Source organism: Pseudomonas sp. 21615526, from assembly GCF_013386245.1.
Classification (GTDB): domain Bacteria; phylum Pseudomonadota; class Gammaproteobacteria; order Pseudomonadales; family Pseudomonadaceae; genus Aquipseudomonas.
In genome coordinates, this window is record NZ_JACAOM010000090.1 from 1 (window position 1) to 25,076 (window position 25,076).

Annotated in this window: 19 protein-coding genes; 7 read left to right on the forward strand and 12 right to left on the reverse strand. The window is 62.1% G+C overall.

Features of this window, described 5'->3' with window-relative positions; genetic code table 11:
- Positions 1-833, reverse strand: an 833-nt coding sequence (locus HX786_RS24140) for an AI-2E family transporter (RefSeq protein WP_178912682.1), incomplete at its 3' end; no start/stop codon positions are given.
- 149 nt (positions 834-982) lie between these two features.
- On the opposite strand from HX786_RS24140, the gene yegQ reads away from it, so the two are divergent.
- The 4 genes from yegQ to HX786_RS24160 all read left to right on the forward strand — a co-directional run bounded on the left by yegQ (position 983) and on the right by HX786_RS24160 (position 7,977).
- Entirely contained in the window at positions 983-2,302 is a 1,320-nt protein-coding gene (gene yegQ, locus HX786_RS24145; RefSeq protein ID WP_008435935.1) for a tRNA 5-hydroxyuridine modification protein YegQ, read from the forward strand.
- Between the two features lie 208 nt (positions 2,303-2,510).
- The gene (locus tag HX786_RS24150; RefSeq protein ID WP_178912683.1) at positions 2,511-3,752 is read left to right on the forward strand and encodes an exonuclease SbcCD subunit D C-terminal domain-containing protein; all 1,242 of its coding nucleotides are present in this window, start codon (positions 2,511-2,513) and stop codon (positions 3,750-3,752) included.
- Complete coding sequence (locus tag HX786_RS24155; protein ID WP_178912684.1) at positions 3,749-7,387, forward strand: AAA family ATPase; 3,639 nt, start codon at positions 3,749-3,751, stop codon at positions 7,385-7,387. Before HX786_RS24150 ends, HX786_RS24155 begins: the two co-directional genes overlap by 4 nt.
- On the forward strand, positions 7,384-7,977 hold the full coding sequence (locus HX786_RS24160; RefSeq protein WP_178912685.1) for a glutathione S-transferase: 594 nt from the start codon (positions 7,384-7,386) through the stop codon (positions 7,975-7,977). Before HX786_RS24155 ends, HX786_RS24160 begins: the two co-directional genes overlap by 4 nt.
- Before the next feature lie 131 nt (positions 7,978-8,108).
- Here the strand turns inward: HX786_RS24160 and HX786_RS24165 are convergent, their stop codons facing one another.
- The 5 genes from HX786_RS24165 to HX786_RS24185 form a co-directional block, all read right to left on the reverse strand.
- Complete coding sequence (locus tag HX786_RS24165) at positions 8,109-8,288, reverse strand: hypothetical protein (RefSeq protein ID WP_003211212.1); 180 nt, start codon at positions 8,286-8,288, stop codon at positions 8,109-8,111.
- A 156-nt stretch (positions 8,289-8,444) separates the two neighbouring features.
- A complete protein-coding gene (locus HX786_RS24170) occupies positions 8,445-9,620 on the reverse strand; it encodes a lactonase family protein (RefSeq protein ID WP_177068255.1) in 1,176 nt (391 codons plus the stop codon).
- Entirely contained in the window at positions 9,607-9,903 is a 297-nt protein-coding gene (locus HX786_RS24175) for a DUF5629 family protein (protein ID WP_003211207.1), read from the reverse strand. The genes HX786_RS24170 and HX786_RS24175 overlap by 14 nt, the downstream gene beginning before the upstream one ends.
- 118 nt (positions 9,904-10,021) lie before the next feature.
- Positions 10,022-12,397 (reverse strand): RND family transporter, encoded by a 2,376-nt coding sequence (locus HX786_RS24180; protein ID WP_003211205.1) that lies wholly within the window; start codon positions 12,395-12,397, stop codon positions 10,022-10,024.
- Positions 12,398-12,412: 15 nt separating this feature from the next.
- Positions 12,413-13,453 carry a YCF48-related protein gene (locus tag HX786_RS24185; protein WP_003211203.1) on the reverse strand — a complete coding sequence of 347 codons (1,041 nt, stop codon included), beginning with the start codon at positions 13,451-13,453 and terminating at the stop codon, positions 12,413-12,415.
- Positions 13,454-13,880: 427 nt separating this feature from the next.
- Here HX786_RS24185 and HX786_RS24190 point away from each other — a divergent pair, with 427 nt between their 5' ends.
- Positions 13,881-14,996 (forward strand): Gfo/Idh/MocA family protein, encoded by a 1,116-nt coding sequence (locus HX786_RS24190; protein ID WP_087694111.1) that lies wholly within the window; start codon positions 13,881-13,883, stop codon positions 14,994-14,996.
- Positions 14,997-15,098: 102 nt separating this feature from the next.
- On the opposite strand, the gene HX786_RS24195 is transcribed toward HX786_RS24190, so the two are convergent.
- The 5 genes from HX786_RS24195 to HX786_RS24215 all read right to left on the reverse strand — a co-directional run bounded on the left by HX786_RS24195 (position 15,099) and on the right by HX786_RS24215 (position 22,358).
- Positions 15,099-18,212, reverse strand: a complete 3,114-nt coding sequence (locus HX786_RS24195; protein WP_177040028.1) for an efflux RND transporter permease subunit — start codon at positions 18,210-18,212, stop codon at positions 15,099-15,101.
- Complete coding sequence (locus tag HX786_RS24200; RefSeq protein WP_178912686.1) at positions 18,209-19,480, reverse strand: efflux RND transporter periplasmic adaptor subunit; 1,272 nt, start codon at positions 19,478-19,480, stop codon at positions 18,209-18,211. Before HX786_RS24200 ends, HX786_RS24195 begins: the two co-directional genes overlap by 4 nt.
- Entirely contained in the window at positions 19,473-20,711 is a 1,239-nt protein-coding gene (locus tag HX786_RS24205; protein WP_177009770.1) for a TolC family protein, read from the reverse strand. The genes HX786_RS24200 and HX786_RS24205 overlap by 8 nt, the downstream gene beginning before the upstream one ends.
- 96 nt (positions 20,712-20,807) lie before the next feature.
- Positions 20,808-21,152, reverse strand: coding sequence for a hypothetical protein (locus HX786_RS24210; protein ID WP_003211193.1), 345 nt, complete (start codon positions 21,150-21,152; stop codon positions 20,808-20,810).
- Between the two features lie 300 nt (positions 21,153-21,452).
- Positions 21,453-22,358 (reverse strand): hypothetical protein, encoded by a 906-nt coding sequence (locus HX786_RS24215; protein ID WP_003219728.1) that lies wholly within the window; start codon positions 22,356-22,358, stop codon positions 21,453-21,455.
- Between the two features lie 368 nt (positions 22,359-22,726).
- On the opposite strand from HX786_RS24215, the gene HX786_RS24220 reads away from it, so the two are divergent.
- Positions 22,727-23,410, forward strand: coding sequence for a response regulator transcription factor (locus HX786_RS24220; RefSeq protein ID WP_003219726.1), 684 nt, complete (start codon positions 22,727-22,729; stop codon positions 23,408-23,410).
- Complete coding sequence (locus HX786_RS24225; protein ID WP_008435962.1) at positions 23,388-24,785, forward strand: cell wall metabolism sensor histidine kinase WalK; 1,398 nt, start codon at positions 23,388-23,390, stop codon at positions 24,783-24,785. The genes HX786_RS24220 and HX786_RS24225 overlap by 23 nt, the downstream gene beginning before the upstream one ends.
- Positions 24,786-24,842: 57 nt before the next feature.
- On the opposite strand, the gene HX786_RS24230 is transcribed toward HX786_RS24225, so the two are convergent.
- Positions 24,843-25,076, reverse strand: a 234-nt coding sequence (locus HX786_RS24230) for an SRPBCC family protein (protein ID WP_178912687.1), incomplete at its 5' end; no start/stop codon positions are given.

A 25,076-nucleotide genomic window follows, 5' to 3' on the forward strand; every position in this document is an offset into this window, starting at 1 on the left:
ACCACGCCCTGCCAGATCGACCCGCTCAGCAGGAAGTACGCCGCCACCGGCCCCCACACGATCCCCGCGCCCACCGCCGGCAGCAGCGACAGAAACGCCATCAACACCGCCCAGAGCAACGCGCTGGGAATGTCCAGGAACCAAAAGATCAAGCCACCCAACGCGCCTTGCGTGACCGCTACCAGCACGTTGCCTTTCACCGTGGCACGCACCACCCGGTTGAACTTCAATTGCAGGCGACGCTTCTGCGGTTCGGCCAGCGGCACCGCGGTGCGCACCTTGCGCACCAGCTCGGGGCCATCGCGCAGCAGGAAGTACAGCAAGTACAGCATGATGAAAAAGCTCACCAGGAAGTCAAAGGTGCCCTGGCCGAAGCTGAACGCCTGGGTCGCAAAAAACTGGCTGCCCTGCATCGCACTCTTGACGATCTTCTCCCGCAGGCCTTCCAGGTTGCCCATGCCGAAGCGGTCCAGCAGATGCTGGAAATACGGTGGCAGGAAGTTCTTGAACTGCTCGATATACCCGGCAACGTCGAGCTTGCCGCTCTCGACGTTCTTGTAAAGCGTCGCGCCCTCCTGCACCAGCAAGGCACTGGTGATGATCACCGGCAGAATCGCGATTATCAGGCACACCGTCAGGGTTGCCAGGGATGTGAGATTGCGGTTCCAGCCAAAACGTTGCTGGAAGCGCCGTTGCATCGGCGCAAAGATGATCCCCAGGATCACCGCCCAGAACACCGCGCCGTAGAACGGCAGCAAAATCCAGATAAACGCGATGGTCACCAGGGCGAGCAGTAACAGCAGGGTTTTGAATTGCAGGTTGGTTTGGTTCATGTTCGGTCCATGTCTAAAACACCAGGCGCTCATGTGCGCCTTGATGTTTAGTCCACTGCAAATCCCGCGAGTGCCCTACTTATTAGACCTGGATCAATAAACTGCGCACCCGGCCCGGCTACCCTGCCGCCCTTTTGCGACCCGAACCCATGCCTCCCGTTATCGCCCCCGAACTGCTCGCCCCCGCCGGCACCCTGAAAAACATGCGTTATGCCTTTGCCTACGGTGCCGATGCCGTCTACGCCGGGCAACCGCGCTACAGCCTGCGGGTGCGCAATAACGAGTTCGACCACGCCAACCTCGCCCTCGGCATCCAGGAAGCCCAGGCCCAGGGCAAGCGGTTCTATGTGGTGGTCAACATAGCGCCTCACAACGCCAAGCTGAAAACCTTCCTCAAGGACCTTGCCCCGGTGATCGCCATGGGCCCGGATGCGCTGATCATGTCCGACCCGGGCCTGATCATGCTGGTGCGCCGGCACTTCCCGCACATGCCGATCCACCTGTCGGTGCAGGCCAATACGGTGAACTGGGCCAGCGTCGAATTCTGGCAGGCGCAGGGCATCTGCCGAATCATCCTGTCCCGGGAGTTGTCGCTGGAGGAAATCGACGAGATTCGCCAGCAAGTCCCCGCCATGGAGCTGGAAGTATTTGTGCACGGCGCGCTGTGCATGGCCTATTCCGGGCGCTGCCTGCTGTCGGGCTACATGAACAAGCGGGATGCCAACCAGGGCACCTGCACCAACGCCTGCCGCTGGAAATACCAGGCGACGCCTGCGGTGGAAAACGCCGCCGGCGACATCGTGCAGCACTATGCGCCCGAGCCGACCCTGGGCCTCGGTGCGCCCACCGACCAGGTGTTCCTGCTGCAGGAGGCCAATCGCCCCGACGAACAGATGCCCGCCTTCGAAGATGAACACGGCACCTACATCATGAACGCCAAGGACCTGCGGGCGGTGCAGCACGTCGAGCGGCTGACGCGCATGGGCGTGCACTCGTTGAAGATCGAAGGCCGCACCAAATCCCACTTTTACTGCGCCCGCACCACCCAGGTATATCGCCAGGCGATTGATGACGCGGTGGCCGGGCGCGACTTTGACCGGGGCTTGATGACCAACCTCGAATCCCTGGCCCAGCGCGGCTACACCGAGGGTTTCCTGCGCCGGCACGTGCACGATGAGTATCAGAACTATCAGAACGGCAGCTCGGTGTCCGAACGCCAGCAGTTCGTCGGCGAACTGACCGGTGAACGGCGCGGGGAGCTGGCCGAGGTCAAGGTCAAGAACCGTTTTGCCGTGGGCAATCACCTGGAACTGATGACCCCGGCGGGGAATTTCCACTTTGACCTGGGCTCATTGCACAACGCCAAGGGCGAGGCCATCGCGGTGGCGCCGGGCGACGGGCATACGGTGTATTTGCCGATCCCGGCGGAGATGGACCTGCGTTTCGGCCTTTTGATGCGCGACGTTTAACTTCGCCAGACACCTCAATGAGTGTGAGACAGCTTGCTGTGGTGAGGGAGCTTGCTCCCTCACCACAGCACTCTCCTTCACCACCGCAAGCTCCTCACCACAAAAAGCAGGGCGTACGCGCAATAGGTTCATTTGCAAAGTAGAATTGGCGGTTCTGCGTACCGCCACCTTGTCTTGAGCGGTCACCCTCTTTTTTACGGAGATCGCCTTGCGTCTGTTTCACACCTCCGACTGGCACCTTGGGCAAAACCTGCACGACCAGGAACGCGACTTCGAACACGCCTGCTTCCTCGACTGGCTGCTGGGCCAGTTGGGCCTGCATCGCCCTGACGTGCTGTTGATCGCCGGCGATATTTTCGACACGGTCAACCCGCCACTCAAGGCCCAGGAGCGGCTGTACGACTTCATCATCAGCGCCCATGAGCAAAACCCTGCACTGACCATCGTGATGATCGCCGGCAACCACGACTCCGGCTCGCGCATCGAACTGCCGGCGCCGTTGATGCGTCGCCTGCGCACCCACGCATTGGGCCGGGTGCTGTGGCTGGATGACGGACAACTGGATGTCGAACGCCTGCTGATTCCATTGCCCGGTGCCGACGGTGAAATTGCCGGCTGGTGCCTGGCCCTGCCGTTTCTGCGCCCGGCCGAAGTGACCGGCGCCCAACTGGGGGACGATTACCTGCGGGGCATCGGCCAGGTTCACGAGTGGCTGATTGCTGCCGCCAACGCCAAGCGCCAGCCGGGCCAGGCACTGGTTGCCATCAGCCATGCGCACATGGCCGGCGGCTCGGTGTCGGAAGACTCCGAGCGCAGCCTGATCATCGGCAATGCCGAAGCGCTGCCGGCCAGCCTGTTCGATGCCAGCGTCAGCTATGTGGCCCTCGGCCATTTGCACAAACCCCAGCGGGTGAATGGCGAGGAGCGGATTCGCTACTGCGGCTCGCCGATTCCGCTGTCATTCTCGGAAATCGGCTACCAGCACCAGATCCTCGACGTGCAACTGGACGGCGAAACCCTGGTCAGCGTCGAATCCCGCCTGATCCCGCGCTCGGTCAACCTGCAACGCCTGGAAGCCGCGCCCCTGGCCGACATCCTCAAGCAACTGACCGACCTGCCCGACATCGACCTGCTGGCCGAAACCCAGCGCCAACCGTGGCTGGAAGTGCGGGTGCGCCTCGACGAACCGCAACCCGACCTGCGCCAGCAGGTGGAAAACGCCCTGCAAGGCAAGGCCGTGCGCTTGGTGCGCATCGCCGCTGAATACGCAGGCAGCGGAGGCCGTGAAGACAGCCAGGAAGACCGCCTGATCGAACTCGACCAGCTCACGCCCCAGGAATTGTTCAGCCGCGCCTGGCAGGACAGCTACGGCAGTGAAGTGGACGAACAGACCCTGAAGGACTTCGCCGTGCTGCTCCAGGAAGTGCAACAGGAGGGCGAACAGCCATGAAGATCCTCGCCATTCGCCTGAAAAACCTCGCCTCCCTGGCCGGGCCGTTTGAAATCGACTTTACCGCCGAGCCCCTGGCCAGCGCCGGGCTGTTCGCGATTACCGGGCCCACCGGCGCCGGTAAAAGTACCTTGCTCGATGCGCTGTGCCTGGCGCTGTTTGGCGCCGTGCCGCGCCTGGGCGATACCGGCCAGGCAAAAATGCCGGATGCCGACACCGATATTTCCATCGGTGACCCACGCACCCTGATTCGCCGGGGCACTGGCGGCGGTTATGCCGAAGTGGATTTTGTCGGCGTCAGTGGCCGTCGCTACCGCGCCCGCTGGGAAGCCAACCGCGCCCGGGACAAGGCCAGCGGCAAGCTGCAAGCCAGCCGGCAAAGCCTGATCGACCTGGACAGCGAGCAACTGCTGGCCAGCCAGAAAACCGAATACAAGACCCAGCTGGAATTGGCCCTGGGCCTGAACTTCGAGCAGTTCACCCGCGCGGTGTTGCTGGCGCAAAGTGAGTTCAGCGCGTTCCTCAAGGCCAACGACAACGAGCGCAGCGAACTGCTGGAAAAGCTCACCGACACGGCGCTCTACACCCAACTCGGTCGCCGCGCCTTCGACAAGGCCAAGGACGCCCGGGACGCCCACAAACACCTGCAGGACCAGGCCACCGGCGTCACCCCGCTGGCCCCCGAGGCCCGCGCCGAACTCGACGCACAACTGGCCGCCGCACAGCAACAGCTCAAGACCCAGCAGGCCCAATTCAAGCAACTCGAGTTGCAGCACACCTGGCTGAAGGAACTGCGGGAGTGGCAGGAGCGCCAACAAAGTGCGGTCGAGCAACTGCAACAGGCCCAGCAACACTGGGCAAGCCAGGGCCCGCAGCGCCTGGACCTCAGCCGCCTGGAACAACTGGCGCCGCAACGTCACCACTTCGCCCGCCAGGCCGAACTGACCACGCAGCTGCAGCCCCTTGCCGCGCAGATCCAGCAGCACCTTGAGCAACAAACCGCGTTGCACACCCGCCAGACTCAACTGCAACAGCAACAGGCCGACGTGCAAGCCGCCCTCGCCCAGGCCCTCAAGCAGCAAGCCGACGCTGTGCCCTTGCTGCGCCAGGCCTTCGAGGAGCAAACCACCCTCGCCCACTTGACCCGTGAGCTGGCCAAACGCAGCGAAGAGAAACAGCTGGGTGAAGCTGCCTGCGTGGAAGGCCAGGCGACGTTGACCGGCTTGCTCGACAAGCAGAAAGTTGTCGCCGAGCGCCTGCACCGGCTCGCCGCAGAGCTTGAACGCAGCGCCGCCCTCGCGCCGTTGAGTGAGGCCTGGAGCGCCTACCGCGACCGCTTGCAACAGCTGATGCTGATCGGCAATCGCCTCAATAAAGGCCAGGCCGAACTGCCACAACTGGAAGAGCGCGCCACCCGTCTCGGTGAAAAATGGACCGAGCAACGCGAAGCCCTTGACCTGCTGTACCACGAAGCCGGCGCCGAACCCCATGCAGTGGCCGAACAGATCCAGTTGCTCGGCAGCCTGCTCCAGGACAACCGCAAGCAACATCGCGCGTTTGAGGACCTGGCGCGGCTGTGGAACAGCCATCAGCAACTCGACAGCCAGAGCCAGGCCCTGACGCAAAAGCAGACCCTCGCCCAGCAACAACGCGAACTGTTGAACCAGAGCGGCTTGCAGGCCAAGGCCGAGCTGGCCGTCGCCGAACAGACCCTGACCGTCACCAAGCAACTGCTGGAGCGCCAGCGCCTGGCCCGCAGTGCCAGCGTCGAAGAGTTGCGCGGCCAGCTGCAGGATGAGCAGCCGTGCCCGGTGTGCGGCAGTGTCGAGCACCCGTATCACCAGCCCGAAGCCATGCTGCAAAGCCTGACCCGCCACGACGAAAGCGAAGAAGCCAACGCGCAGCAAGCCGTGGATGTGCTCAAGGAAAAACTCACTGACCTGCGTGGCGAAGTGGGCGGCCTGATCGCCCAGCAAAAGGAATTCCTGCAACAACAGGAGCAACTCGCCAGCCAGTTGCAGGCCTTGCTGCCAAGCCTTGAAGCCCATCCGCTGTCGGCCTCGCTGTTCAACCAGGACGCGGCCAAGCGCGACGCCTGGCTCGCCCAGCAACTGAGCCAGCTCAGCCAGAGCCTCACCCAGGACGAGCAACGCCAGGGCGCCCTGCTCAACCTGCAACAGAACGCCGGGCGTTTGCAGCAACAACTGCAAGCCGCCCAGGACGCCAGCCAACAGGCGCGCCAGTTACTGATCGACCAGCAACGGGAACTGTCCAACGACCGCGAACGCCTGGACGAAGAACTCAACGCCTTCGCCAGCCTGCTGCCCACCGAGCCCCTCGAAGGCCTGCGCAGCGAGCCGGCGGCGACCTTCATGTTGCTCGACCAGCAGGTCAGCCAGCGCCTGGAACAGCTCGACAACCAAAAGGAAGAATTGGCCGAGCAGCTGCAGCGCCAGCAAGCCATCGAGAAAGAGCAGGACCGCCAGCAACATCGCCAGCAGCAGCTGGAGACTTTGCACAAACAGCTCGCCGAACAGAGCGCCCTGCAACACGCCGCCAAGGAAAAACTCGCCGGTCTGCTGGGCGAAAGCCCCAGCGCCGAGCACTGGCAACAGCAACTGGACCAGGCCGTCGAGCAGGCTCGCCAGCATGAGAGCGAGGCCAACCAGCAGTTGCAGGACACCCGCAACCAGTTGATCCAACTGGCCGCCGACCTCAAGTCGCTGCAAGAACGCCAACAGTCCCTGGACACCGAGCACCTGGCCCTCAGCACGCGCCTGAACGACTGGCGCGCCTTGCACCCGGAGCTCGATGACGAAGGCCTGGCACGGCTGGTGGGCTTCGATGAACCGCAGGTGGCCGAACTGCGCCAGCAACTGCAACACAGCGAAAAAGCGGTCGAACAGGCGAAGGTTTTGCTGCAGGAGCGCGAACAGCGGCTCAAGGATCACCAGGCGCTGCACAACGGCAACCTTGAAGCCGAGCAACTGGACGGCGCCCTGGCCGAACTCAACGCCGCATTGGCCATTGGCGAAAAAGACTGCGCCGAACTGCGTGCCCGCCAGGCTGACGACCAGCGCCGCCAGGATGCCAACCAGGCGCTGGCAGCAGAGATCGCCAAGGCCTACGAAGAATGGCAACGCTGGGCACGCCTGAATGCACTGATCGGTTCGGCCACCGGTGATACCTTCCGCAAGATCGCCCAGGCCTACAACCTCGACCTGCTGGTGCACCACGCCAACGTACAACTGCGCCAACTGGTACGCCGCTACCGCCTCAAGCGCGGCGGCAGCATGCTCGGCCTGCTGGTACTCGACACGGAAATGGGCGACGAATTGCGCTCGGTGCACTCGTTGTCCGGCGGCGAGACGTTCCTGGTGTCGCTGGCGCTGGCCTTGGGCCTGGCGTCGATGGCGTCGAGCACGTTGAAGATCGAGTCGCTGTTTATCGACGAGGGCTTCGGCAGTCTCGACCCCGAGTCGCTGCAACTGGCAATGGATGCCCTCGACGGCTTGCAGGCCCAGGGCCGCAAGGTCGCGGTGATTTCCCATGTGCAGGAAATGCACGAGCGGATTCCGGTGCAGATTCAGGTCAAGCGCCAGGGCAATGGCTTGAGCACCCTGGAGGTCAAGTGAGCGAGGCCGTGTTGTATTCGTTCCGCCGTTGCCCCTATGCGATGCGGGCGCGGATGGCCCTGCGGTATTCAGGGGTGGCGGTGCAGATCATCGAGGTCAGCCTCAAGGCCAAGCCGGCGGAGATGCTCGCGTTGTCACCCAAAGGCACGGTGCCGGTGCTGAGCGTGGATGGCCGGGTGATCGATGAAAGCCTGGCGATCATGCGCTGGGCACTGGCACAGAACGATCCTGAGGGTTGGTTGCTTGGGGATGATCGGGCGACGCAGGCGCTGATTGAAGAGAATGATCAGGGCTTCAAACATCAATTGAATCGATACAAGTATGCCGAGCGCTATCCGGAGCAGCCGATGGAGCATTATCGGGCCGAGGGTGAGGTGTTTTTGATGAAGCTGGAGGGGTTGCTGGCGGAGCGGGAGTATTTGCTGGCCGGGCATTTGAGCCTGGCGGATGTGGCACTTGCGCCGTTTGTGCGGCAGTTTGCCCATGTGGATCGGGAGTGGTTTGCCCGGGCGCCCTATCCGCGGTTGCAGGACTGGTTGCAACGCTTCCTGGAATCGCCGTTGTTCATCGCCGTGATGGCAAAAACCTGAGACTGTCGCAGGACAAAATGTGGGAGCGGGCTTGCTCGCGAAGGCGGTGTATCAGTCAGCCCATGTATAGACTGACCCGGCGCTTTCGCGAGCAAGCCCGCTCCCACATTTGATCTTCATCAGCTTCAAGATCAGTTCTGGATTTTGTGGTCCAGCGCTGCATAGAAGTTGGCGCTTTGTTGCAGGTATTTCTGGGTGTAGGCGCTGGTGCTGGTTTTTTTGCTGCTGATTTCAACACTGGCGCTGGCTGGCAACGCTACGGTGGCGGAAACAGCGGAAGCGGCGATGATCGAGAAAAGATTGAAGTTCATGTCGGTAACCCTTGTGTTCGGTTGGCTTGGTGGCCTGTGTTGGCCTTGGAACCAAACTTACGCCCGAGGGGTTAGCCTTAGAAATTCATTGAAACACTAGCCGCTATTAATAGTATTAATACAACAAGTCAGGCCCCGCACTGCGGGGCCTGTGGCTTATTGCCGCACCAGGAACTTGAGGTCGCTGGGGGCATCAATCGCCAGTTTCTGCACGGTTTTGCCCAAAAGACCGGTCTTGGGATCGCGCTCGACGACCACAATCTCGTTGCTCTTCTGGTTGGCGATCAGCAGGAACTTGCCGCTGGGGTCCAGGGCGAACTCCCGGGGATGGTCACCTTCCACCGATCGGCGCTGGATCTCTTTGAGCTGCGCAGTGGCCGAATCGATGGCAAACACCAGCATCTGGTTGGCGGTGCCACGGTTGCTCACGTAGAGGAACTTGCCGTCGCTTGAGGTGTGCAGTGCAGCACCGGCCTTGTCGGACACCGGCTGGCCATCCGCGAAGTTGACCAGTTGCTTCTGGGTCAGCTTGCCATCGTTGTAGTCGAACACCGCCACTTGCGCGCTCATCTCGGTGGTCAGCCAGGCGTGCTTGCCGTCTGCGGTGAACAGCAGGTGCCGCGGGCCGCTGCCCGGTGGCAATTGCACAAACGCAGGGTCGGCCGGGGTCAGCGGCAGTTCATGGTTGGCCTTGGGGTCGTAGTGGTAGGCAAAGATCTTGTCCGCCCCCAGGTCCTGGACAAACACGTATTTGCCGTCCGGCGAAGACACCACCGAATGCACGTGGTTGGACGCCTGGCGCTCCGGGTTGACCCGGCTGGCCGGGTGCCCGCTCAACTGCACCGGCGGCGACAGCTTGCCTTCGGTGTCTAGCGGCAGCACCGCGAGGCTGCCGCCCGGATCTTCCAGCACCGAATAGTTGGCCACGAACAGGTAGCGCCCGTCACTGGCCAGGCTGGAATGGGTCGGCTCGTTGCCCAGGCTCTGCACCTGGTTGATCAGGGTCAGTTGATGGTTCTTCGGGTCGATGCTGTAGCTGCTGACGCGCCCCACCGGGTCTTTTTGGCCCGGGCCGTTTTCGTTGACCACAAACAGGTGCTTCTGGTCTTTGGACAGGGTCAGCCAAGACGGGTTGGCCGCCTTGGCGGCGAGCACCGGCTGGCCGCTGAACTGCCCGGTACGGCTGTCGAACTGCAAACGGTAGATACCTTCGCTGGTGCCGGCGGTGTAGCTGCCAACGAGCAATTCATAGGTGTCCACCGGCGCGGCCTGGACCGACATTGCGCCTACGCTGCCGGCCATCAGCAGGGGCCAGAATTTACGCATCATCATCCGCTTCATCCTCGTCATTATTGTTGCCGGTGACGCCGCTCATGCAGACCAGGCGGTGTTCGCCCTTGTCATCGGTAAGTGTCCAGCTTTGCAGGGTTTGATCAAAGGTCGCCGCCTTGACTTGCTCCAGGGTGAAACTCCAGCGCTTCTCGACGCGACCGTCCATGCAGATGATCGATAACGTCTGGTCATCCAGGCTGAAATCGAAGCTGTGCAGGCCATCGATTTCGACCATCTGGCAGTCTTCAAAAGCGTCGGGCAAGGTAGCGGTGTCGGCAGTCATAACCATCAATCATCAAGAGGAAAGACCTCATGATAGGTCAAATCGTTGCATCGGCCTAAGCCCGCGCAATGCAAAACGCCGTGGCACAGGCCACGGCGTTTTGGCAAACAGCGTTGGATCAGTGGGCGAACAGCGAATTGCCCTTCTGCCCCGCCAGCTTCTCGGGCTTGATCAGGAAGCGTGCCAGCGCCGGCAGCAGCCACAGCGCGCCGAACATGTTCCACAGCAGCATGAAGGTCAGCATCAGACCCATGTCGGCCTGGAACTTGATGGCCGAGAAGATCCAGGTGCATACGCCGATTGCCAGGCACAGGCCGGTGAACAGCACGGCTTTACCGGTGGACTTGAGCGTCTGGTAATAGGCTTCCTGCAACGGCAGGCCGGCCCGCAGGAAACTCTCCAGGCGGCTGTAGATGTAGATGCCGTAGTCCACGCCGATCCCCACCCCCAGCGCCACCACCGGCAAGGTCGCGACCTTGACACCGATGCCCATGAACGCCATCAGCGCGTTGCCCAGCACCGAGGTCAGCACCAGCGGCAGCACGATGCACAGGGTCGCCGCCCACGAGCGGAAGGTGATCATGCACATGGTGGCCACGCACAGGTACACCAGGATCAGGATGGTCAGCTCGGACTCCTTGATCACCTCGTTGGTGGCCGCCTCGATCCCGGCGTTACCGGCGGCGAGGATGAATTCCAGGCCGTCCTTGTTGTTCTCTTTCGCGAAGTCCTGCACTGCATGCACCGCGCGGTCGAGGGTTTCGGCCTTGTGGTCGTTGAGGAACACCAGCACCGGCGCCAGCGAACAGTTGTTGTTATACAGGCCATCGGCACGGGCAATGGAGTTGTTCAGCACGTCCGGGTTGCGCGACAGGGTTTCCCATTTCAGGTTGCCCTCGTTCATGCCCTTGATCATCTGCTTGGACACGGTCACCAGCGAGATGGCCGACTGCACGCCTTCGGTGTTCTGCATCTTCCACATCAACTGGTCGATGGGCGCCATGGCTTCATACCGCGAGCAGCCTTCGGGCGGAGTCTTGACCATCACCACCAGCACGTCGGAGCTGGTGGAGTAGTTGTTGATGATGAAATTGTTGTCCTTGTTGTATCGCGAGTCCGGGCGCAGTTCCGGTGCACCCTGGTCGAGGTCACCGATCTTCAGGTTCTGGCTGTACCAGAGGCCGCCACCGAAGGCGATCAGCGCCAGGGCTATCGACACCGGCGCGACCTTGGGGCTGGCGAACTTCGACAGCAGGCGCCAGAACGGGTGTTCGCGGTGCGCATCCTTCTTGCTCTTGGCGATGGCGCGCTTGCTGATGCCGACATAGGAGATCGCCACCGGCAGCAGGATCAGGTTGGTGAACACGATGACCGCCACCCCCACCGAAGCACCGATTGCCAGCTCGCGGATCACACCGATGTCGATGATCAGCAGGGTGATAAAACCGACCGCATCGGCGAGGATCGCGATCATGCCCGGCAGGAACAGTTGGCGGAAGGTACGCCGGGCCGCGGTCAGGGCGTTGTCGGCATCACTGGATTGCAGGGCGATGCCGTTGATCTTCTGTACGCCGTGGGAAATACCGATGGCGAAGATCAGGAACGGCACGAGCATCGAGTAGGGATCCAGCCCGAAACCCAGGGCATGCATCAGCCCGAGCTGCCAGATCACCGCCACCAGCGTGGTGCTCAACACCGCGACGGTACTGCGCAGGCAGTTGGTGAACCACAGCAGCAGCACCAGGGTGATGACGAAGGCGATACCGAAGAACATCACTACCATCACCAGGCCGTCGATCAGGTCGCCGACCTTCTTGGCAAAACCGACAATGTGGATCTTGACGTTGGGGTTCTGCGCTTCGAACTTGTCGCGGATCTTGTCTTCGAGCTCATGGGAGAACTTACGGTAGTCCAGGGCCAGCAGCTTGCCCTGGTCCTGTGGGTCCGGATAGGACTCCAGCAGCGGAATGTCGACGATGCTCGACTTGAAGTCGTTGGCCACCAACCGTCCGACCTGCCCGGACTTCAGCACGTTGTTGCGCAACTGGTCGAGGCTTTCCGGCGAGCCGTTGTAGCTCTGCGGGATCACTTCACCGCCGGCAAAGCCTTCTTCGGTAACTTCGGTCCAGCGCACGCTGGGGCTCCACAGGGACTTGAGGCCGGAGCGGTCGACGCCGGAGATGTAGAACACCTCGTCGTTGATCTGGCGCAGGGTCTCCATGTACTCCTTCGTGAAGATGTCACCGTCCTTGGCTTCCACCGAGATGCGCACCGTGTTGCCCAGGTTCGCCAGGTCGTTGCGGTGCTCCATCATCCTCTCGATGAAGGGGTGCTGGAGGGGGATCATTTTTTCGAAGCTGGTGGACGGGCGAATCAACGTCGCCTGCCAGAACAGGAAAATACTCACCAGCAGGCAGATCGTGATGACTGCCGGGCGGTTATTGAAAATCAGGCGCTCGAGAAACGTGGCCTTGTCGTTATGATGACTGCTCATTGTGTCCCCGCCTTCTTATTGTTTTGTCGGCTCGGCGCCGGTTGGACTGGCCACGCGAACGCCGCCCTGCCCCGCCAGAATCAAGTTGCCGTTGCCCGCCGCGGTGACCGCCGACAGCGAAATGCGGTCCGGGCGATTGAATACGCTGAAGGTCAGGCCGTCGTCGTGGCTGACCACCACGCTGCCACCGTTGCCCACCACCACGATGGAACCGTCGTCCAGCAGGGTCGCCCCCGACAAACCGAATTCCAGCGCGCCACGAGTGGCGTTCAGCTCCACCGGCTCCCAGGTGCTGCCAAAATCCGTGGAGCGGAACAGGTTGCCACGCAGGCCGTAGGCCAACAGCGTCTGCGCCTGGGCGGTGCCGATCACGCCGAACAGCGAGCCCTCGTAGGGGCCTTCGAGTTTTTCCCAGGTTTGCCCCTCGTCATGGGAGCGGAACATGCTGCCCTGCTCACCGACGATAAACAGCCCGGCGTCTTTCACCTGGGCGATGGCGTTGAGGTGGTATTGGTCTTCGTTGTCGAGGCGGTCGCTGACGTCGTCCCAGGTCTTGCCCCCGTCGGTGGTTTCGATCAGCGCACCGTAGGCACCCACGGCAAAGCCGTTGCTGGCGTCTTTGAACCAGACGTCGAGCAGCGGTGCTTCGCGCTTGAGGTCCTGGAACTGTTGGGTCCAGGTAACGCCGCCGTCGGTGGTGGCGAGGATCTGTGCGTCATGGCCCACCGCCCAGCCGTGTTGGTCGTCGGCGAAAAATACGGCGGTCAGCAGTTGCCGAGTGGGGACTTTGGCTTGAGTCCAGGTGGCGCCCTGGTCGTCGGAATAGAGGATGTGCCCGCGATCACCGACCGCGACCAGGCGCTTGCCTGCGTGGACCACGTCGATCATCAGGCTTTTGGCGGCCTTGGGGGAGTCAATGGCGAACACCGCGGCGGCGGTGGTTTCTGTGGCGGCATGGGCCGGTGTCGACAACGCGACAACCCCCAGCAACGAGAGCGCTGTGGCCAGCAATGCGACCCTGCGCGTGGCCTTCGGGCGGAAAAACACCACACCCATGACAGGCTCACTCATAGACCTTTCTCCCATTTATTATTGTTAGGTCGTCTTGCCGCGGGGAGCCCTGAAACCTGCAATCTAGAGCGCCTTGGGCAAGCTGGGCCATCCTAGCGGGCTTTGGAATCGTCTGACAATCGGCGCTACGTTATGTTTTGTTAACTGGAGGGGTTTGGGTTGGTGCTGAATGTAGTGCTATCAGCGGCGGTGATCCGTGGAGGGGGCTGTTGGGGTGAGGGGGCTTGCTTCCGCTGGAGTGCGCAGCGCTCCTACGCTTTTTGGGGCCGCTGCGCAGCCCAGCGGGAGCAAGCTCCCTCGCCACGGGGTGAGGTGTGGGTCTTGGAATGAATTTTTATTCTATGTGTTGAGTTTTGGGAATATTTATTCCATAAATAGGCTTCTCAATACAATAATTCGAAGGAACCCGGCTATGCGCGAACTCGGAATCGGCCTGATTGGTACAGGCTTTATGGGGCGTGCCCACGCCTTGGCGTTCAATAATGCGCGGGCGGTGTTTGAACTGCCGGTGAAGCTCACGCTGGCCGCCCTGGCCGATGCCGATACCGAGCGCGCAATACGCTGCGCCAATGACTGGGGGTTTGCCCAGGCCCATGGCGACTGGCAGCAGTTGATTGACGATCCCAAGGTGGATGTTGTCGCCATCACTACTCCCAACCATTTGCACTACCCCATGGCCATGGCTGCACTGGCGGCAGGCAAGGCGGTGTATTGCGAGAAGCCGCTGGCGGTGAGCCTGGAGCAGGCGGCCGCGATGCGTGATGCGGCGAGCAAGGCCGGGGTGGTGACGCGGGTGGGTTACAACTATCAGCACAACCCGATGATTGGTTTGGCCCGGCAGTTGATCGCCCGCGGTGAGTTGGGGGAGATCATCAGTTTTCAGGGGGAGTTCAGCGAGGATTTCATGGCGGATTCGGCGTCGCCGTGGTCGTGGCGCTGTGAGGTGGGACATGCCGGCGGTGCGTTGGCGGATCTGGGCAGCCATTTACTGTCCATGGCGCGCTATTTGGTGGGGGATGTGGTGAGTGTGTGTGCCGATACGCAAACGGTGCACGGGCAGCGGCCTGCCACCGCCGGGAGTGAGACGCTGCGGGAGATTGCGGTGGATGACCAGGTGCATGCGTTGTTGCGGTTTGCCAATGGGGCACGGGGGACGGTGAGCAGTAGCTGGCTGAAGCATGGGTATAAGAATCACCTGAGCTTTGAGATCAGTGGCACGCGGGGCACGTTGTTGTTTGATCAGGAACGGTTGAATGAATTGCAGCTGTTTCGGGTTGGGCAGGAGGGGTTTCAGCGGGTGTTGGCGGGGCCTTCGTTGCCAGGGTATGCGGCGTTCAGTCCGGCGCCGGGGCATCAGTTGGGGTACAACGAGTTGAAGACGCTGGAGGTGCATGAGTTGGTGATGGCGTTGGCCGGCAAGGGCAGTGACGGGACGGATTTTGCGGCGGCTTGGGAGATTGAGCGGTTGGCCACGGCGATTCGGGTGGCGGCCAAGGAGGAGCGGTGGGTCAGGCTGAATGAGGTCTAAATGTGGGAGCGGGCTTGCTCGCGAACGCGGTGGGTCAGCCACGGCATCTGGCGACTGACACACCGCTTTCGCGAGCAAGCCCGCTCCCACATTTGATTGTCGTTAGCTTTTGGATTTGCGCATTAGCCTATATGCCGCCGGGATGACGAAGAGGGAGAGCAAGGGCGCTGTGAGCATGCCGCCAATCATGGGCGCGGCAATCCGGCTCATGACTTCGCTGCCGGTGCCGCCGCCTAAAAGGATCGGCAGCAAGCCGGCGATGATTACGGCCACGGTCATCGCCTTGGGCCGCACGCGTAATACGGCACCTTCGGTGATGGCTTCCAGCAGGGCCTGGTCCCCTCCTCCCTGGCGTTCGGCCCAGGCGTTTTTCAAATACAGCAGCATGATCACGCCGAACTCCGCCGACACCCCCGCCAACGCGATAAATCCAACACCCGTCGCCACCGACAGGTTGAAGCCCAGCCAGTACAGCAACCACACCCCACCCGTCAGCGCGAACGGCAACGTGGCGAGGATCAGCAGCGCCTCATCCACCCGCCGGAACGTCAGGTACAGCAGCACGAAGATGATCAGCAAAGTCGCCGGCACCACCAGTTTCAGGCGTTCATTGGCCCGCTCCAGGAACTCGAACTGCCCCGAGTAGCTGAGGCTCATGCCCGGTTGCAGTTGCACGTTCTGGTTGATCGCCTCGCGCAAGTCCTTCACCACCGACGCCAGGTCGCGATCACGCACGTCAATGTACACCCAGCCGGAAGGCCGAGCGTTTTCGCTCTTGAGCATCGGCGGGCCTTCGCTGACCTTGATCCTGGCCACGGTGCCCAGGGTGATCTGGCTGCCTGACGGCGTATAGATCGGCAGGTTGCTCATCGCGCTCACCGAGTCGCGCCATTCTTTCGGGTAGCGCAGGTTGATGGGAAACCGCGCCAAGCCTTCGACGGTCTCGCCGATGTTTTCCCCGCCAATCGCCCCGGAGACAATGGACTGCACATCGGTGATGTTCAGGCCATAACGCGCGGCGGCCGGGCGGTCGATATCCACGTCGATGTAGCGCCCGCCCGTTAGGCGTTCCGCCAGCGCCGAGCTGACGCCGGGCACCGTCTTGGCGACCTTTTCCACGGCCTGGGTCACGGCGTCGATATCCATCAGGCTGGAACCCGCGACCTTCACGCCGATCGGGCTTTTGACCCCGGTGGCGAGCATGTCGATGCGGTTGCGGATCGGCGGAATCCAGATGTTGGTCAGCCCCGGCACCTGCACCACCCGGTCGAGTTCCTTCACCAGTTTTTCCGGGGTCATGCCCGGCCGCCATTGGTCTCGCGGCTTGAACTCGATGGTGGTTTCGAACATTTCCAGCGGCGCCGGGTCGGTGGCGGTTTCGGCGCGGCCGGCCTTGCCGAACACGTGGGCGACTTCCGGCACGCTCTTGATCAAGCGGTCGGTACGTTGCAGCAATGCGCCGGCAGTTTGCGTCGACAAACCAGGCAACGCCGACGGCATATACAACAGGTCACCCTCATCCAGCGGCGGCAGGAATTCACCGCCCAGGTGCGACACTGGCCATAGCGCACTGGCGACCATCAGCAGCGCGACCAGCAAGGTCATGCGCGGCCAGCGCAGCACCGCGTCGAGGGCCGGTTGGTAGAGTTTGATCAGGCCGCGATTCAGCGGGTTGCGTTGCTCATCGGGAATACGCCCGCGAATCCAGTAGCCCATCAGCACCGGGATCAGGGTCACCGACAACCCCGCTGCAGCGGCCATGGCATAGGTCTTGGTGTAGGCCAGCGGCCCGAACAAGCGGCCTTCCTGGGCTTGCAGGGTGAACACCGGGATAAACGACAAGGTGATGATCAGCAGGCAGAAAAACAACGCCGGCCCCACCTCCACTGCCGCATCGGTGATGACCTTCCAATGCGCCTCCCCCTTCAATTCCTGGTTCGGATGCGCGTGGTGCCAGGCTTCGATTTTCTTGTGGGCATTCTCGATCATCACCACCGCGCCATCGACCATCGCGCCGATGGCAATCGCAATCCCGCCCAGGGACATGATGTTCGCGTTGATGCCCTGGAACCGCATGACGATAAAGGCAATCAACACCCCCACCGGCAACGAGATGATCGCCACCAGCGAGGAGCGCAGGTGCCACAGGAAGATCCCGCACACCAGCGCCACCACCAGGAACTCTTCGAGCAGCTTGTGGCTGAGGTTGTCCACGGCGCGATCGATGAGTTTGCTGCGATCGTAGGTGGTGACGATTTCCACCCCGGGCGGCAGGCTGGTTTGCAGTTGCTCCAGCTTGGTCTTGACCGCCGCGATGGCCTCGCGGGCGTTCTTGCCGCTGCGCAGGATCACCACGCCGCCCACCGCCTCGCCTTCGCCATCCAGTTCACTGATGCCCCGGCGCATGTCCGGGCCCAGCTGGATCGTCGCCACATCCCCAAGGGTCACCGGCACGTTGTGGGTGTCGAGCCGCAGGGGAATGCCGCGAAAGTCCTCCAGGGTTTTCAGGTAGCCGGACGCACGCACCATGTATTCCGACTCACCCATGTTCAGCACCGAACCGCCGGTTTCCTGGTTGGCCTTGCCGATGGCTTCCACCACCTGGGCCTGGGTGATGCCGCGACTGGCCAGGGCCAGCGGATCGATCTGCACCTGGTACTGCTTGACCTGGCCGCCGATGGTCGCCACTTCGGCGACATTGGGCAGGGTCTTGAGCTCGAACTTGAGGAACCAGTCCTGCAACGAGCGCAGTTGCGCCAGGTCGTGTTTGCCGGTGCGGTCCACCAGCGCGTACTGGTAGATCCAGCCGACACCGGTGGCATCCGGGCCCAGCGCCGGCTTGGCCGATGCCGGCAAACGCGCCTGCAACTGGCTAAGGTATTCCAGCACCCGCGAGCGCGCCCAATACAGGTCGGTGCCCTCGTCGAACAGCACGTAGACGTAGCTGTCGCCGAAGAACGAAAAGCCGCGCACGGTCTTCGCCCCCGGCACCGAGAGCATGGTGGTGGTCATCGGGTAAGTGACCTGGTTCTCGACAATCTGCGGGGCCTGGCCCGGGTACGGCGTGCGGATGATCACCTGCACATCCGACAGGTCCGGCAAGGCGTCCACCGGGGTGTTCTGGATCGACCACAAACCCCAGGCCGTCACGAATAAAGTCGCCAACAACACCAAAAAGCGGTTGGCCACCGACCAGCGAATCAACAGGGCGATCATGGCCTGGCTCCCGGTTGCATGCTCATGCCGTCCATGGCCCCCTCATCTGAAAAACCGCCGGACGATTGAGTGGTAATTCCCTTCAAACTTGCTTCGGAGTCCAGCAGAAATTGACCGGAGGCCACCACCTGCTGGCCTTCCTGCAGGCCGGCGAGGATGACGGTGTTGTCCTGGTTTTCTGCACCCACCTGGACTTCTACCGGGCGATATCGCCCGCCCTCCTCGGCCACCATCACCAGCACGCGTTTGCCGGTGCGAATCAACGCCTCGCTCGGCAGCAACAGCACCGATTGGCCGCTGGATTGGGCCAGGCGCACCTGGGCGGTCATACCGGGGCGCAACATACCGTCAGGGTTGGGCAGTTCGACCCGAACCTGCACGGTGCGGCTGTCCATGGCGGTTGCCGGCAGAATCGCGGCGACGGTGCCTTTGACGACTTGTCCCGGCAACCCGACAAAACGGCTCTCGACCGTTTGCCCAACGGCCAGCGCGGCGCCCTGGGCTTCAGGCACGGCGACCTGCAGCCACACGGTGCCCAGGCCATTGACCCGCGCCAGGGTTTGGCCCGCCGCGACAGTCATGCCTTCGCGTACGTCCAGGGTCTGCAACGCGCCGCCCAGCGCGGTGGTGATGGTCATCACCGATTGCACCCGGCCGCTGCGCTCCATCTGCGTGATCAACCCGGCAGGCATTCCGCTCAAGCGCAGACGCTGGCGGGCGGCAGCCAACAAACCTGGATCGCTATGTCGCAGAGCAAGGAACTCTTCCTGAGCGGCGGCCCATTCGGGCACCAGAATGTCAGCCAGGGGCGCCTGAGCCTTGAGCACATCCCCCGGCGCACGGGCGTAAACCCGCTCGACAAATCCGGCAGCGCGCGCCTGCACCACCGCCACATCGCGGTCGTTGAAGGCGAGGATTCCCGACAGCTCAAGACTCGACGCCAGCACCCCACGGCTGACGCTCGCCAGGCGCACGCCGATGTTCTGGGTCAGGCTGGGGTCGATCTGAATCGCCGCACTCTCCTCGGCGCCACCGGCGTAGCGCGGCACCAGTTGCATGTCCATGAAGGGCGACTTGCCCGGCTTGTCGAATTTTTGCTGCGGGTACATCGGGTCGTACCAGTACAGCGCCTTTTTCTCGTCCGGCGCCCGCATCGTCCCGACCATGGCCGGCTGTGCCTCGCGTGTCTGCGCCAGCCAATAGCCGCCACCCAGACCCAGCAGCAGGACGCAGCCCAACAGGGCCATATTCACGATTCGGTTATTCATTGGCGGGTTCCCCGTAAGCAAAATACAGCTGGGCGCCGGTCAGGGCGCGCTGCTCAATGGCATCAATCTGTTTGAAGCGCGCCTCGACCCACTCGCGGCGGGCGCTGACCACGCTCATCAGGTCGCCCTTGCCCGCGCGATACCCCGCCAGGCTCAGCGACAATTTCTCCTCGGCCAGCGGCACCAGGCTGTCCTGGCTGCGCTGCACGGCGCGGTCCAGGCGCTGGTAGTTGGCCAGGTCGTCTTCGAGTTCCTGGGTATGTTCACGGGTCTTGGCTTCGCGTTCGGCGTCCAGTTGGTCGAGTTCGGCCTGCTTGGCGGCGATACCGGGGTTTTGTCGGCGACCGGGGAAGATCGGCAAATCGAAGGTGAATTGCAGGCTGACCATGTCCCCGTACTCACGGCCTCGGTGCTGGTAGTCCACTTCCCAACTCCAGTCCGAGGTCTTTTGCGCCCTGGCCTCGTTCAGCCGGGCTTCGGCCTCGCGGGTGCGCGGTGCAAAGGCTTGCAGAACCGGGTGCTGGTGCAGGTTGTGGGTGAAGCCGGTGGTGTCGATTTTCCAGTTCGGCAATTGCCCGCTGGGGGCTTCACTGGCGGCCGGGCCGATCCAGCGCTTGAGGGCCGCCCGGGCCTGGGCGCGTTGCTGGATCAGCTCATCCTCGCGCTCGGCCAGGTCAGCCGCTTCCTGCTTCGGGATCACGACGTCGGAAGGCTGCCCGCGACCGCCGGCCAGTTGCGCACGCACGGTGTCTTGCAGCAGGCGATTCTGCTGATAGAAGTCCTTGAACAGTGCCTCTTTGCGCTCCACCGCATAGGCGCGAATCCACGCCTGGGCGGTGGCCTGACGCACATTCAAGCGCTCGATCCGGCCTTCGGCGGCAGCCGTGTCCACGCTGGCCGACGCCAACTCAACCCGTGCCTTGCGCTTGTCGCGGCTGGGCACTTGTTGCTGGATGCCGATCATTTGCTCGGTCATGTCATCGCCATACAGCGTGCCGCGATTGGGCCCGCCGACGGGGAAATTTTGCAGGCCTACTACCAGTTTCGGGTCCGGCAGTTCGCCGGCCGGAATCGCCGCCTGGGTCGCGGCCTGCAATTTGGAGGATTCAGCCGTCAGCGACGGCGCGTTGTTTTGCGCCAGGCGCAAGGCCTCATCCAGGGTCAGCGCAGACGCCAGCGTCGGCCACGCCAGCACGCCCATCACCAGGGCACGCACGCATAGGAAATTCATCTTGAAGTGTCCTGTTCTGTTGCGCTGCGCACCGCTTTACGCGGCCCACAGCAAGGCCGTCCCGGTTCAGGGACGAGTCTTCAGGTGCAACAGGATTCAGCTACGGGGCGGGCGCCAGACGCCGGACGGCGTGCGGTCGGGGATGAAATCAGAAGAGACGCTGACAACCAGCGCATTGGAAGCAGTCACCGGGGCCTTGAGCACCGGCATCGACAATTGCAGCATGCCGCCGGTCTTGCACTCCTGGCCGGGCTTGCAGCTTTTGCTGTGATCGGCGGCTGCGCCGTCCTGGCAACAGTCAGGGGCCATGTCGCTCATCATCTGCATGTCGGACATCTGCATCGGGCACGGCTCGGTGCTCGACGGCACACCCGCCATCCCGGTCAGGGGAAGCGCAAGACTCAACAGCAGGACCAGGAAAAAACGCAGATAGCGGCTCATGGGACGGGAGCTTAGCCAAAAGGCGGTTAAGCAACAATTAACAAAATCCGGAGATTTCGCCTTCGCCCGGAATGCAGCAACGACACAAAACAAAATGTGGGAGCGGGCTTGCTCGCGAAAGCGGTGTATCAGCCAGTTCATATGTGACTGATACACCGCTTTTTTCGCCAGCAAGCCCGCTCCCACATGAGGACCGAGCAAGCCTCAGGATCAGTGCATGAAGATCGCGATCAGGATAATGACCGGGATAGGCACACCGAGGAAAAACAGCAGTAATGAGCGCATGACGTTCTCCTTGAATTAACGAACGGAAGTGGTGTGGGGAGTGGTTTCCAGATACACCACGGCATCCCGGCGACGACCACCAAAGGTTGCAGCGAGGCTGGCAAAAAACGCACCGATCAACAGCGCCACGAAGGTCCACAGCGACGTGTAGGCAGCCACTTTTGCAGCCGTGTCGGCAGCCTGCTTGGCTTTCAACTTGGCGTCATCCAGGGCTTTTTGAGCCTGGCCATAGACCTGGTCAACACGCGCCTCGGCATCGGCCTGGCTGAGGTTGGTCCGCTGGCTGATCAACTGTGCAAGGTACGCACGGTCTTCAGGTGCCAGCTGACCATTGTTGCTCACGGTACGAGCGAAGATGCGAGCGACCACACCATGCACCGCGTCATCACTGACGGCGGCCGGGCGATCATCACGGAACAGGCTGTCGACGTAGTAGCCAAAGTCTTCGCCCTTGGAGGCAGCGCCAGCCACCTGGCTCATGCCACTGACGGCACCCGAGGCCACACTGGCACCGGCCTTCACACCACCGCTGACCACACTGCTGACCGAACCGACGATCAGCACCGCCGTCACCAGTGTCGCCACGGCCCAGGCCAGGAAGCCATGGGCGGTGTCGCGAAAGTACACCTCATCGCCGTGCATATTGGCCCATTTCACCCGCAGGCGACCGGCGATGTAACCGCCCATCCCCGACGCGATGATTTGCGTAACCGCCAGCCAGACAATGGTAGAAATGCCAAGCCCTTTGGCGCTGATGCCACTGTCGGCCCACGGCGACACCGCCGAAAAGCCCAGGCCGAAGCCCAGCAGTACCAGAATCAAGGACAGCGCAGCCGCGGCAGCGGCCCCGGCAAAGATCGCGCCCCAGGAAACCCCGGAGAGCGTGCTCGACTCTTGCAGCGTGGATGAGGATGTAATCATTGTTGTTTTGCTCCAGGCATGAAAAATAGTGTTACAAGTCTCAAAAGGGACAGTGCAGGCGACGTGCCAGAAGCTCGAAAATTAAAACTTCATATATTTCAACAACTTAATTAAGTTGAACTAATTTGAACCATGCAACTTGCAAGAAATGGCCCGGAGCGGCGGGCGTATTGCATTCCTCGTAGGAAATAACCCGTAAGCACCCCATGGCATGCAAAAAATCCTACACACACAGCGTTCGTTCAGATTCAGCGGGTTATGGTGAATTGTGTCGTTTGTGCCTACATAAATTTTTATTTAGGAAGCGGGCTATCATTTCTTGGCAAAATGCCCGCACTTCAGTGTGAATCGCTCACCAGGTAATCCTTATGACCCGCATTTTGACCATCGAGGACGACGCCGTAACGGCCCGCGAGATCGTTGCCGAGCTGAGTAGCCATGGACTGGACGTAGACTGGGTAGACAATGGCCGCGAAGGCCTGGTCCGTGCCGTCAGCGGTGATTACGACCTGATCACCCTCGACCGCATGCTCCCGGAACTGGATGGCCTGGCCATCGTCACCACCCTGCGCACCATCGGCGTATCCACGCCGATCCTGATGATCAGCGCCCTCTCCGATGTGGATGAACGGGTGCGTGGCCTGCGGGCCGGTGGTGATGACTACCTGACCAAACCGTTCGCCTCCGACGAAATGGCCGCCCGCGTCGAAGTGCTGCTGCGGCGCAAAAGCACGGTCAAGGAGTTTGAAACTGCCTTGCGCGTGGCGGATCTGGAACTGAACCTGATCAGCCGTGAAGCCAGCCGCGCCGAACAGCCCCTGAGCCTGTTGCCGACCGAATACAAACTGCTGGAATTCCTGATGCGCAACACCGGGCAAATCCTCTCGCGGATGATGATCTTCGAGGAAGTCTGGGGTTATCACTTCGACCCGGGCACCAACCTGATCGACGTGCACATCGGTCGCCTGCGCAAAAAAATCGACCCGCCGGGCCTCACGCCGCTGATCCGCACGGTACGAGGTTCCGGGTATGTCATTGCTGAACCCCTCTAAAGGCTGGCGCTCTTCCAGCAGCCGGCTGCTGGCGCTCTACAGTTCGTTGTTCGTGGCCTGGAGCTGCATCCTCATGGGCGTGCTGTACTACGAGGTGTCCGGTTACCTGGGCGACCTCTCGCGCCACTCCCTGATGCAGCGCCAGCACCTGTTCCAGCGGTTTGACGGCGAAGAGCTGGTGGAAGCCCTGACCACCAGCATGACCTTCGACATGAAGGGCGTTGACGCCTACGGCCTGTTCGACAATCAGTTCAACCCGATCAGCGGCCCGATCCGCGTGATACCGCCCGACCTGCCAATGGACGGACACATCCACGCCCTGGCCAACTGCATCGACTCCGACGACCCGAAACTGCCGCGCGACAGCTGCGACGCCGTGGCCACCCACACCGAAGACGGCCGCTGGCTGATCCTGGTGCGGGCCAACGGCTCGCTGTTCGGCGTGACGCGGATCATCCTGCACGCCTTGCTGTGGGGCATCACCCTGACGATCATTCCCGGCGCGGCCGGCTGGCACCTGCTCAGGCGGCGCCCGTTGCGGCGGATTCGCGGGATCCAGGCGAGTGCCGAAGCCATCGTGGCCGGCGACCTGACCCACCGTTTGCCATTGTCCGACCGACGCGACGAACTGGACATGCTGGCAGCCATCGTCAACGCGATGCTCGACCGCATCGAGAAGCTGATGAACGAGGTCAAGGGCGTGTGCGACAACATCGCCCACGACCTGCGCACCCCGCTCACACGCCTGCGGGCGCAGCTGTACCGGATCCAGCAACAGGCTGATGAAGACGCGCCCCACGCCCTGCAACTGGACGCGGCCATCGCCGAGACCGACACCTTGATGGCGCGTTTTCGCGGCCTGCTGCGGATTTCCGAACTGGAAGACCACCAGCGCCGCTCGGGCTTCCTGGTGCTTGATCCCCTGCCCTTGCTGCAGGAACTCCACGACTTCTACCTGCCCCTGGCAGAAGAAGGCGAGATGGAACTGCTGCTGCAAGTGCCGGACTCATTGCCCTGGATCACCGGTGACCGCGCGCTGCTGTTCGAAGCCCTGGCCAACCTGCTGAGCAACTCGATCAAATTCACCCCGCCGGGCGGCGAAGTGATTTTGCGCGGCGTGAACGATGCCGGCAGCACCCGCATTGAAGTGCTCGACTCCGGCCCCGGGATTCCCGCAGCTGAACGTGCGGCAGTGTTCCAGCGGTTTTACCGGGTGGACGAAGGCAATCAACAGCAAGGCGGGTTTGGCTTGGGGCTGTCGATTGTGGCCGCGATCATCAACCTGCACGGTTTCAAACTGGAAGTCGGCAGCAGCGAACGAGGCGGCGCGAAGCTGATCCTCGAATGCCGCCAACAACTGATGCCCGAAGCCTGAAGCCTGAAGAACACCACAAAACCAATGTGGGAGCGGNNTCCCACATTTGATCTTCATTCAGCCCGGAAAATTACCGCGCAACGCATCCAGCCCGCCGCTGTAGACACCGGTAAACAACTCCTCCACCGCCGCATCCGTCACACCGGCCACGGGAGTAAACACACCCGACCAGGTCACCTTCGCGGAACTGTCACCCAGCGCCTCAACCTTCAACGTCGCCAAATACTCACTCACCGGAAACGGCGACTCGCTGATCGAATAACTGTAGGTACGCGCTGCATCATCAAAGCG

Bases quoted from the DNA above. Each gene is read 5' to 3' on its own strand.
- yegQ (WP_008435935.1), top strand. From the start codon at position 983: ATGCCTCCCGTTATCGCCCCCGAACTGCTCGCCCCCGCCGGCACCCTG.
- HX786_RS24155 (WP_178912684.1), top strand. From the start codon at position 3,749: ATGAAGATCCTCGCCATTCGCCTGAAAAACCTCGCCTCCCTGGCCGGG.
- HX786_RS24165 (WP_003211212.1), bottom strand. From the start codon at position 8,288: ATGAACTTCAATCTTTTCTCGATCATCGCCGCTTCCGCTGTTTCCGCC.
- HX786_RS24170 (WP_177068255.1), bottom strand. From the start codon at position 9,620: ATGATGATGCGTAAATTCTGGCCCCTGCTGATGGCCGGCAGCGTAGGC.
- HX786_RS24175 (WP_003211207.1), bottom strand. From the start codon at position 9,903: ATGACTGCCGACACCGCTACCTTGCCCGACGCTTTTGAAGACTGCCAG.
- HX786_RS24180 (WP_003211205.1), bottom strand. From the start codon at position 12,397: ATGAGCAGTCATCATAACGACAAGGCCACGTTTCTCGAGCGCCTGATT.
- HX786_RS24185 (WP_003211203.1), bottom strand. From the start codon at position 13,453: ATGGGTGTGGTGTTTTTCCGCCCGAAGGCCACGCGCAGGGTCGCATTG.
- HX786_RS24190 (WP_087694111.1), top strand. From the start codon at position 13,881: ATGCGCGAACTCGGAATCGGCCTGATTGGTACAGGCTTTATGGGGCGT.
- HX786_RS24195 (WP_177040028.1), bottom strand. From the start codon at position 18,212: ATGATCGCCCTGTTGATTCGCTGGTCGGTGGCCAACCGCTTTTTGGTG.
- HX786_RS24200 (WP_178912686.1), bottom strand. From the start codon at position 19,480: ATGAATAACCGAATCGTGAATATGGCCCTGTTGGGCTGCGTCCTGCTG.
- HX786_RS24205 (WP_177009770.1), bottom strand. From the start codon at position 20,711: ATGAATTTCCTATGCGTGCGTGCCCTGGTGATGGGCGTGCTGGCGTGG.
- HX786_RS24210 (WP_003211193.1), bottom strand. From the start codon at position 21,152: ATGAGCCGCTATCTGCGTTTTTTCCTGGTCCTGCTGTTGAGTCTTGCG.
- HX786_RS24215 (WP_003219728.1), bottom strand. From the start codon at position 22,358: ATGATTACATCCTCATCCACGCTGCAAGAGTCGAGCACGCTCTCCGGG.
- HX786_RS24220 (WP_003219726.1), top strand. From the start codon at position 22,727: ATGACCCGCATTTTGACCATCGAGGACGACGCCGTAACGGCCCGCGAG.
- HX786_RS24225 (WP_008435962.1), top strand. From the start codon at position 23,388: ATGTCATTGCTGAACCCCTCTAAAGGCTGGCGCTCTTCCAGCAGCCGG.